Genomic DNA, 10,649 nt, shown 5'->3' with positions numbered 1-10,649 from the left:
TAATGTTGATGAGCAAGATAATAATGAGGATCTCTACGAATTCTGGCAACAAGTACGTCTTAAGCCAAGCATTGAAGATGGTACCAGAACAAGCTATCAAGCAACACATGGATTCCTAAAAGGTCATGATATTACTTCATCCAAACCTTTTATGGATACTTATGGTGGTGATGGCCAGGAACTTAGAGCAACCTATATGGATGCTGATGGCTCTCCTAGGAAGCATTTTACTAGTTGTAGTATCTATAATTGTACAAAACGTTTATTGGCTGATTTAAGAGTGAAAGATAAAAAGAACCATGAAAGATCAGCTTTTAAGGAAATCATTGCGAACTATGATGACTTACAAGGAAATGTATTTATGGCTGATGCTCTAAATACAGAGGCTGAGTTATACAACATGATGCAGGAAAAAAATATAGAGTTGATTCTCCCTGTAAAAGCTAATCCATCAGGCAAAGCAGCCTATAAACTTGTTAAAACGATATATAGCTCTGTTGATGTTGCTAATTATGATGGCTATCAGAGATTCGAGTCAGATACCAATGTTTATGGTAATCGTGCAGAAAAAGTTATTGTAGAATCCGTATCTGTCACAGAGCTTGATGAGATAATTGCTAAGAACCCTACAGCATTCTTGGATGTTAATACAGGTGCATTCAACAATTTTAGTAAGGTACGTACCATCATTAAGAAAACCAAGTTCACCACCATTATTGGTAATAAGTATTCAGTAGATACATTAAATATGAAGAACAAGAAATCTAATACTGGCAAGGTTCATTATTATATTTCTTCAATTGAATTAGACGAACATGGCTTTAAGCAAATTTTAATATCACTTAATGAGTATTGGCTTTGTGAACAGGCACATAATACTGCTGATACCGTCATAGGTCAGGACTATATTGCTACTTGTGTTAAGAGCAATGCCATTATTAGAGTTAATTTCTCTCGTTTAATAGTAGATATGCTGAATATGTATAAAGGCAAGTATAACTCTAACGTTAAACGAAAAAGTCATATGTTATCTTATACCTCTTGCAGGAATCTTCTGGCAGACAAATTATCAGCACGTATGGAATGTTTGTGTACGTTCTTTGAAATGATGTTTTCCGAAAAGAGTGATCCATCTCAATAGCAATAAAAATCTCGTAAAATTCTGTGAGACAGGTCACAATTACTTAAGATTTGCATCTGATAATATTTATTAAGTAATCAGCGTACAATGAGTGCAATTTCTAAGGGGCTTGCCATAGCAACAGCTTGCCATGCCTATACAGCACTCATACCACCAACATTTTTATAAAGAGTTCAGCAGGAGAACTTCTTCTTATGGTTAAGATTAAGACCCTCATTGGATCGCTTTTGGTACTCTTAGCACTAGGCTCAGTATACGCCTGGTCTTTATTCAACTTGCCTTTAAGCGAGAAATACGAATTAGACATCAGTGCTATTGCATTTACCTTTGGTATTATGACCTTGTTCTTAGCCATTGGTAGCTCCAGCTCAGGTTTCTTAAAACTACGCATAGGCATGCAAAATGTAGTAGCACTTAGTGCTGTCTGCTGCGGCTTAGGCTTAATGATTGCTGCTTTTGCTCCTAATTTAGTTTTACTATATTTAAGCGCTGGCGTACTCTTAGGCTTTGGTGATGGCCTGGGCTATATGCTTGTTCTTACTAATTGCGTAAAGTTCTTTCCAAAGCATAAGGGCTTAGTATCTGCTTTATGTATTGGCGCTTACGGCTTAGGTTCTCTTGTTTATAAGAGTGTTGATAGCTACTTACTATACAACTATGACTTAACTACCGCCTTATTAACTTGGGGCGTTTCTTGTGCCGTGGTAGTAACATTTGGCTGCATCTTAATCTATGATGCTATGCAACAAGCCTCAGTGGTTAGTAGCAATAACTCCAAGCGTGAATATGATTTACATAGCGCTATTCGCACCTTACCTTACTGGCTCCTATCTTTAATGTTCTTTATTGACTGCATGGTAGGCTTGTACATTATTGGTGTTGCCTCTAACTTAGGTACTGCTTTATTAGATATGAGCCTTAGCGAGGCTGCTACTGCCGTTAGCGTTGTGGCTATTGCTAATATTGCAGGCCGTCTAGTAATGGGCATGCTCTCAGATAGATTGCCACGTATTCGCTTGATCACCTTTGATCAGTGCTTATCTTTATTGGCTATTTTAATGTTTGTGGCTATCCCACTTACCCCTACCCTATTCTTTACTGCTGTAGCCTTAGTTGCTTTCTCTTTTGGTGGTACTTTAACTATTTACCCATCCATTATTAGCGACTTCTTCGGCATTCGTAACTTAGCTAAAAACTATGGCTTACTCTATTTAGGCTTTGGATTAGGAACCATTTTTGGTTATGCAGCCGCCTTTATTTTCGGATCTTACAACATGACCTTCTTAATGATGAGCGCTCTAATTGTAGTAGCTATTATTGCCTCATTATTAGTTAAGTTACCAGCTGAGTTAACCGAAAGTCACAGAGAGTTAGTTCGTACCCACAAGATTCGTACTGATGAAGAAGAGGCCGCAGCAGCTGTAGCTGCCTACGAAAAAGCCTCTAAAGCCTTTGCTGACCCATTAGCAAACCTCAAGTGTGACCTTGTCCCAGATCACCTCCAAAAGAAGGCTCAGGAGCAAGCCAACGCTCAGGCCCAGGCCCAGGCCCAGTCTCCAGCCCAAGCTCCAGCTGGCGCTAATGCAACAGCTGCTGACGCAGCACCTGCTACCGCAGCCGCCGCTGTAGACGCAACTGCCGCTGCCAACGCTACTGCTACAGCTAGTGCTAGTGCAGAGCCTAAAGAGCAGCAAGGTGATGCTTCAGCTAAGGCTCAGATTTAGTAGGCCAAACCCAAGAAAAAACAAAGAGGATTAGGCTAAAAGAACAGAAATATTAGGGAAAATTAGCCAGTTAAAGGCTTTAAAACCATATTGTGTGTTTTTTTGTTGCTATTTTTAGCACAACTAGCAATAGATATCCTCTTTCATTCTTAGTGTTTGGTACAATACAGTCTCCTCACAAAACTAAATTGCCTTGCAATTTAGTAAACTCCTCCAAGGGCGGCCCACTCCTCGGGCTGCCTTTTTTATTGCCAAAATAAAAGCTCTCAGAGCTAGCCTTAACAAGGTCAAAGTCAGCCTTCCCTACCAAAATAAATATACAAACCATAAAACCTTATAGCGGACCTTAACACCCTTAACACCCTAGCCAACAAAGCAGCGCACAACACTACTAAAGCTTTAAAAGCACCAGCCGTGCTCATTTAAGTTAGCTAAGCTACACTCTGGATTAATACTCATAAAAAGACCTACAGTCTAAGGCTATTAACCTTTAGCATATGCTGTCTAAATGCAGTAAGCTGGTTATTTACCACCTAAAGAGGCACTAGTAAGTCAATTTGCCATCTCAGGCAAGCAGTGTGGACTAGAGTTAGAGTACGTGCCATAAAGTAGCGCTATGGACAAGAGCCATTAGCCAGCGTCAGCGTCCAAGCTCGGCACATGCTATTAGCAGCGTCGCAGCGTCTCTGGCGCATGCTATTAGCCAGCGCTATGGACAAGCCTATTAACGTGTACTTTAATTGAAAGCTTGTTGTTCCATTATCTTTGTAAAATTAGTAGCCAGCTTGTACCAACATCTTTACTCATAAGAATAAGTGGGCAATCTGTTTTTAGTTGATTCAATAAATGCCTGGGCATATATCATGACCTAATGAGTTAAGGCCAGAACAAAGGTAATGAAGCTCATGCGCATGCGCAAGCGCAAGAGGATGAATGTTAGTTTTGACTATAGGTCTAGAGAGCTAATCATTAGTTGAGCTTGGGATTAGGGGCTACAGAGGCGACTTAGAGGCAGCTTTTAGTGTTTTGTAAAGTTTACTGCGTTAGTTCTAGTAGGTGATGAGTGGGGAGGTAAGTTTTGGTGTCTTGTTTTGTTTGTGGAGGAGAGAATGAGTTTTATGGAGATGGGGAGGTGAGTTTTAATTACTCTTTAACACTACGATAAATCTCTTACCTACGATTGTAAGGAGCAAGTATCACGGTTATCACAACCATAGTGTTAAGAACTAACTATTTTGTCAGCTATTAATACTTTTTGGAGCCTTCGCTAAAGTCTGGAACAAAGCGTAATTCAACTTTGTGACCTAAGCAGGCGGCAACCTTTTGAATTGTAGCAATGGATGGGTTAATAATGCCATTTTCAATCTTGGAAAGATTTGACTGGTTAACACCACTCATCTTAGATAATTCTCTTTGGCTAAGCTTCATGGACTTGCGAGTATCATGAATAAACTTCTTAAGCTGAGCCTCTGGAGAGGTCATAGAGTTTGCAAAGCGCTCTAAATCAGTGATATTAACGTCACGCTGAAGATTGATCATTGTAAAAGAACTCCAAAAAGTTTGAGTTTAGTTTAAATGTTAAGCACATATTCACTTACTTGCTTTCCTATAAAGATACAAGAATTTCTTAATATTAAGCATGTGACACTTTATCAGGACAAGTATCATGTGCTCATTAAAAACTGTAACACCAGCAATTACATTGCTATGAGTTGTTACATTAAATATCAGTACAAAAATTTTTAGCTTTTAAGAATGATAGAACAGAGAAATATCGACTCAAGATAAAAGCTTATTTCGTCTAAATCATTATTTAGACAAAAAAAAATAGCAGGAATACATTAACTGTTATCCATGCTATGTAATTTTCGACTTGTATGTTACGTCATTTGCATCTAGTGTTCATATCTAGAGATACTTTCTATAAGCTCAATAACGTGATTTATAAGGGATTTATTACTTTTGATGTCAAGCATACAAGCCCTTAATTGTGTGCAAAGTTTACCATAAAAAAACTTTTTTTCTATAGTTGAGAGTAAAATTAATGGTCAAAAGACCATAGATATTTAAAGATAAGGCAACGTCAATTTTTAAATTTATTCGAAAAATAGCATTTAAAGGCGCAATGGTAGATAGACAATCATTTAAATGACCTTATTTGTGTTATTTAATTTTGTAAACTAGATTAATAAACCACTAAATAAAATCAGGGCTATTAGCCTATACAAAACTTGTTCTTACTAAACAAAACCTGTATGCCAAAAATAGCTTGCTATTGCTTTACTTAAAAAAAGTGTGTTTTTTCCCTATTAGCACAACAGCTCTTGTTGAGAGCTAGGCAAGAAAGTACTTTGCCAAAAATTTTTAGGAATTTTGCTTTACAGCAAAGCTGCAAGCTAACCAAAAATAAAGCCCAAAGATAGTATCTAACTAGCTTTGGGCTATTGGCTAACAATCACTACTTACAGAGCTTAACTGCACTCTTACTTTTATCTTATAAAATAGCAGCTAACAGCAATTATTAAAGCTGCAAGGAGGTCGAGAGGGCCTCCCTATTTTTGCTCTTGCTTGTGCTCTGCTAGCTTATCTTGCTCAGAGGATGGCTGTGCATCCTGTGAGGCTTGTTGCGCCTGCAAGTCCTGCTCAGCTGACTGGCCCTGCTCAGCTATCTGAGCCTGCGCATAATGCGAATCAGGCAGGGCCTGCGAAGCTGGCTCAGCGGGCGAGCCTTGGACGGTGTCAGGATCTTGGGCATCACCAGAAAGGAGCTCGTAAGCAGGTCTGGACACATTAGGATCTTGACCGTGATGATCTTTGGCTGCGACAATGGAAATCTCAGCATAACCATCATCATTGACCACTACCGATTTTACTTTAGCTATGGACTGCTCTTGTTCATAAAGAGGGTCATTTTCAGCTAATACCTCATTGAGCTTTTCGTTATATTCCTTTTTATACTCAACTTCTTTGGCCAAATCACTAGCAGTTAAAGAAAATTCATAAGCACTACCATCTTGGCTAAGCTTTACACTTTTCTTTAACTCATCACTTTCAATCTTGTTGAAATAGTCAGTGTTAATCAGGAATGCTGGATTCTTTCTTTCCATCATTTCCTTGCCAGCATCTTGTTTTTTTAAGTTAGCATTAATACTGCTCTTAGTGCCTTCACTACCATCATGAACTTTTGAGCTCTTAGCTTGATTTAGCTTAGAGCTATGGCTATGACGCTTAGTATTGGCAGGTTTAGAGGACTTCTTTTTATAGCGTTCACGCCTTTGCTTTAACAGCTCATCTTTAAGTTGCTGAGCCTTTAATGCCTCTTGTTCTTCTTTCTTAGTTTTGATGTTAGATAAGAAGTAATAGTAAGCTGGCATATTATTATAATTATCAAGCTCAGCTTTCTGTCTCTTAAAGTATTCCTCGTCACTTTCCTTATACTTATTTTGGAAAATGCTATAGAAAAACTTACCTAGCTTGGCTCTAATAGACTGTTTATCTGTGCCTTCATCGTTATCGGTTAAAGATGAAGTGCTATTACTTGCTTTGTCCTTGGCATTGTCATTGTCATTATCTAATTGGGTGGACATGGTATTAGCATAGCTGGCAATAGAGAAAGAGCCCTCAGATGGTACTAGCTCCTGTACTTCATGGGCTAAGAGATCATGCTTATTATTTATTGCATGAACCATATCATCTAAGCTTTCTTTATCGCTTAAAAGCACTTTGGCATTATTATCAAGCTCAGGAACGCTCTTATCTGACAATGAAGCATCGTTGGTACTGTCATCAGCAGTAGGATTGGCGTTGCTTGCGTTCTCTTTCTTGTTTTCTGGAACTTCAATGCCTTGTGTGGATAAAGCAATGCTCTCATCACAAGCATGGACACGGTTACGACCACCTCTCTTAGCCTCATAAAGAGCCTTATCAGCCTGATTAATAAGCTCCTCAATTCTAAACTGGTTAGGACGCTCAGTAACTAAGCTTAAGCCTACAGAAACAGTTACTACGCCACTTACTACACCATCATTTTTCAGCTGTAATGATTCAATAGTACGGCATAAGCGGTCTGCCACTTTAAAGGCATTTTCTTGATTAACGTCTGAGAGAATAACGCAGAACTCCTCACCACCATAACGATAGACCAAATCCTTTTTAGCAAGATTATGCTGAATGGTTTGAGCTACGGCAAATAAGACTTCATCACCTCTTTGATGGCCCATAGAATCGTTGAGCAGCTTAAAGAAGTCGATATCCATCATTAAGATGGCAAAGTTAGCTGGAGTATTAGAATCAAGCTCTTTAATTAATACGTTAAGACTGCCACGATTAAAGACACGAGTTAGCGCATCATATTTAGAGTGTGTTACCAATTCGTCATAGCGCTTTTTGAGCACATTAGAGCTTTCAGTAATATGAGAGAACTCTTCGAAAATCTGAGGCAGAACATCAATAACCTCACGGATTTCGACTAAGTGCTGACGCTTAAAGAACTCTTCATAACGGGACAGACTAACTTCTTTGGTATATCTAAACTTAATCAAAATGCGAGCAATAATACGTAATGGCTGCATGATTAAGCGATTTAAGAAGTAAATAACCACCCAAAAGCCAATTAAACCGAAGCCAATAGTAATCATAACCATAGGCTTAGTTTCAGAGGCTAAATAAGTAATGTCTGATAACTCTTGATGTAAAGAGTGCAACTCACTATAAGTAAAGTCCTCGGCTAAGGCCTCAAGCTTTCTAACAATAGTCATTAAATCACTTGAGTACTCACGCTGTTGCTTTAAGTAAATATCCCAAATAGGGTCAAATCTTTCTAACTCTTGAGCGTAGTAATCTAAAAGCAAAGCATTGTGACAAGCAGCGGCAATAGCTAAGACATCAGGATCAACATATTTAGAAAAATAGCGAGTATGCTTATGAGAGCTCATGACACCGTGCTCTTGTAATAACTTATCAAGCCAGTCCTCATTTAGCTCTTCATTAACAATTTCTTTACGCTGGGAATAACTCTTAGCAGAGCCAAAATTCCTGCCAAGTAGCACCTCTTCATTTTTGTTAGCCTTACCTTGCTCAATAATACTTTGGGCCTCTGCATAGGCTTGCTTTTCAGCCTGGGCAATAGATTTACCCACCAAACTATCTACCACAGCCTGCTCTTTAGAGTTAACTAAAGCAGGTTCATTGCGTTTGGTGCTGCTATTACTTGTAGCGTGTCCTTGAGCCTTGAGTTGATTTTGGGATAGCAATTGCTCATTAGTTAAAGAATTAGACTTAGCAAAAGATAATTGAGGCTCATTTTCTGGACTTAAATTGTTCTCATCTAAATATGGGTGAGTATCAATAAACTCCTTACGGTTAAAAGAAGGGGAAAGACGCTCAGCAAAAATAGAGTAGTAATAGTGATGGATATCTTTTAAATCACGGTTGTAAATACCAGTGCGGTATAAGTCAATATAGTCACCTTGCTTAAGGTCAATATCACGGAAAAGATCAGGCTGCTCGCTTACAATTAAGAAAGCCAGCATATCCATATAATGTAAAGAGTTGTGAACATTGGAGCGTAATTGATCAATTAAAATACGCTGCTTCCATAGACGATTAACTTCGACTAAAAGCTCATCTCTTTTAAATTGTAAGCTTGGAGTATTAAAAAGAATATTGTCTTTGAGCACAGCAGTAGCCTGGAAATAAGCCAGACGGCAACGCTGTTGATCAACAGAGGAGGATAAAGTCTCAATATTACGACGAAGCTGTACCAAGCTAATGGCACCTTGCTGAGCGGCAGAGATATGGGGAATAGCGCCATCTACAAGATCCTGAGCCTTATCTTGGATTTTCTCCATATCAATATAGAGAAAAAAGGATAGAAAAATAGATAATACCATTACTGGCAATATGCACAGTCTTGTTAGATCACTAATCTTTTTAATTTGCAAAAAGCTGTTCACAAATGCTTCTCCGCACTAAGCAAGTGCTACTAGATTACACAAAAACTATATTTGCACTGTTTTAGCTAGCACTATTACTAACTAAAAAAAATCTACAACCAAAATTTTGTGCTTTTTATTAAGCAAGAGCTTTCTCACCGAAAATAAAATTAAGTTGCAAATTTAGACTTGCCTGCTTGATTGATTAAATTGTTATCTTTTTTAAAGGCATTAAACGAATAGTGTAGTTTAGCCTTTTGTTAAGCAAAAGAGATCTTGCTAGCAAAATTCTAAAATTGCTTTCAATTTTGTAAAAAAAATCCAGTTCTATTCATATTTTTTTAGATATTGATGCCACATATCTAAAAAAAGCACTAGGAGGGCTAAATTCCTAGTGCAATTATATACCTTTAGAACACCAATATCGCTGCTACTTATGCTTAAGCTTGAGCTAGGTTTTTCTCTTTAGCAAGAAACTCTCTAAAGAGCTCAGGATCCATAAGGCGCTTAGGTACTAATACATTGTCCTCAGTAAAATAACAAACTCCCATAAAATAGTCATGATAACGCACCTGCACCATTTCATTAGGCTTGATACCACCTTGACATAGTATTTGCTCGGCAAAGTTTGTCCCTTGACGCACACCATTGCTAAGCGGCTGAGCTATAGATAAAGGAATATCGACTCGAGGGAGATTATCTAAAGCATCCTCAATGGCAATTAAGCGTGAATCTAAATCACTAAAGTTTAATTTATCCTCACGATCATTAGAAAGCTTTTGTAATTCATCCAAAGTAGTCATTTGACCTGCTGGTAAGCCCTCTACAAAGGTGCGGCGCAAATGAGTTACATAAGCACCACAGCCTAAGGCCTCACCAATATCAGCAATTAAAGTACGAATATAAGTACCCTTGGAGCAATAGACCTCTACAGTAAAAGTATTAGCTGTCTTTTCAATTAAATTAAGCTCAAAAATTTCAACTTGACGCTTAGGTATTTCAACCTCGGCTTCTTTACCTTGACGTGCGTATTTATAAAGAGGCTTACCATCTACCTTAATAGCTGAGTAAATAGGTGGCACTTGAGTAATAGTACCTGTAAACTGCTCTAATACGCTCTCAAGTCTCTCCACGGCATCGCCAATATCACGCTCTAGTACCACCTCGCCTTCACGATCGCCAGTGGTAGTAACTACACCTAAAGTACCTTGAGCTAAATAACGCTTATTGCCCTCTAAAAAGAATGAGGAAAACTTGGCTGCCTCACCCAAGCAAATAGGCAATAAGCCCGATGCTAATGGATCTAAAGCACCAGTATGACCGCCTTTTTGTGCCTTAAAAATAGCACGGCACTTAACCAAGGCAGAAGATGATGAAATGCCCTCTGGTTTATCTAATAAGAAAATGCCGTTAATCTTGCGCTTTGCCATGCCAACACCTAGTGCTTAAAACATTAAAATTATGGTTAAACATTACGAATAAGAGCTTTACTAAAAGTCTTATCATTTTTCGGGGGCTCATTGTACCACAATGCCTATCTTTATCGGATTATTAGATATTTTGTATAAATAATCCTATGCTAGTACTTGCCAAGCATTACATAATTTATTATTATAGCCTCCACAATGATATGGGGGCTCTAGCTCTCTCGTACTTGTTCTCAGATCAATTGGTCAGGTCCGGAAGGAAGCAGCCAAATTTGAGTAATGAGGTACCGAGATGTAGTTAGGCCTCCGCCCACAAAAGACACTTTAGGTGTCTTTTTTCGTTTTTGCCCTCCATAATTCATCATTCCACCTTTACCTTAGCTCAAATCATCCTATTATTAGTTTATTCAGAACTTTTAGAGTA

5 protein-coding genes and 1 other RNA gene are annotated in these 10,649 nt (G+C 38.4%); 3 read left to right on the top strand and 3 right to left on the bottom strand.

The annotated features are described in order from the left end of the window. Positions 1-1,141, top strand: a 1,141-nt coding sequence (locus MXE38_RS08595) for a hypothetical protein (RefSeq protein ID WP_246913950.1), incomplete at its 5' end; no start/stop codon positions are given. Between the two features lie 194 nt (positions 1,142-1,335). After that, positions 1,336-2,865, top strand: a complete 1,530-nt coding sequence (locus tag MXE38_RS08590) for an OFA family MFS transporter (protein WP_246913948.1) — start codon at positions 1,336-1,338, stop codon at positions 2,863-2,865. A gap of 1,245 nt (positions 2,866-4,110) precedes the next feature. On the opposite strand, the gene MXE38_RS08585 is transcribed toward MXE38_RS08590, so the two are convergent. The 3 genes from MXE38_RS08585 to truB all read right to left on the bottom strand — a co-directional run bounded on the left by MXE38_RS08585 (position 4,111) and on the right by truB (position 10,228). After that, positions 4,111-4,404 carry a helix-turn-helix transcriptional regulator gene (locus MXE38_RS08585; protein WP_246913946.1) on the bottom strand — a complete coding sequence of 98 codons (294 nt, stop codon included), beginning with the start codon at positions 4,402-4,404 and terminating at the stop codon, positions 4,111-4,113. Positions 4,405-5,417: 1,013 nt separating this feature from the next. Then, a complete protein-coding gene (locus MXE38_RS08580; RefSeq protein ID WP_246913944.1) occupies positions 5,418-8,756 on the bottom strand; it encodes a GGDEF domain-containing protein in 3,339 nt (1,112 codons plus the stop codon). A gap of 482 nt (positions 8,757-9,238) precedes the next feature. Beyond that, on the bottom strand, positions 9,239-10,228 hold the full coding sequence (gene truB / locus MXE38_RS08575; protein WP_246913942.1) for a tRNA pseudouridine(55) synthase TruB: 990 nt from the start codon (positions 10,226-10,228) through the stop codon (positions 9,239-9,241). 207 nt (positions 10,229-10,435) lie between these two features. Between truB and ffs the strand changes: the two genes are divergently transcribed. Beyond that, positions 10,436-10,532, top strand: an RNA gene (gene ffs / locus MXE38_RS08570) — signal recognition particle sRNA small type. The last annotated feature ends 117 nt before the right edge of the window (positions 10,533-10,649 follow it).

This window comes from Anaerobiospirillum sp. NML120448 (assembly GCF_023050945.1).
Lineage (GTDB): Bacteria > Pseudomonadota > Gammaproteobacteria > Enterobacterales > Succinivibrionaceae > Anaerobiospirillum.
This window is presented reverse-complemented; position numbering and strand designations above follow the sequence as displayed.

Coding starts and splice junctions, on each gene's coding strand:
- MXE38_RS08585 (WP_246913946.1), bottom strand. CDS start 4,404: ATGATCAATCTTCAGCGTGACGTTAATATCACTGATTTAGAGCGCTTT.
- truB (WP_246913942.1), bottom strand. CDS start 10,228: ATGGCAAAGCGCAAGATTAACGGCATTTTCTTATTAGATAAACCAGAG.
- MXE38_RS08580 (WP_246913944.1), bottom strand. CDS start 8,756: ATGGTATTATCTATTTTTCTATCCTTTTTTCTCTATATTGATATGGAG.
- MXE38_RS08590 (WP_246913948.1), top strand. CDS start 1,336: ATGGTTAAGATTAAGACCCTCATTGGATCGCTTTTGGTACTCTTAGCA.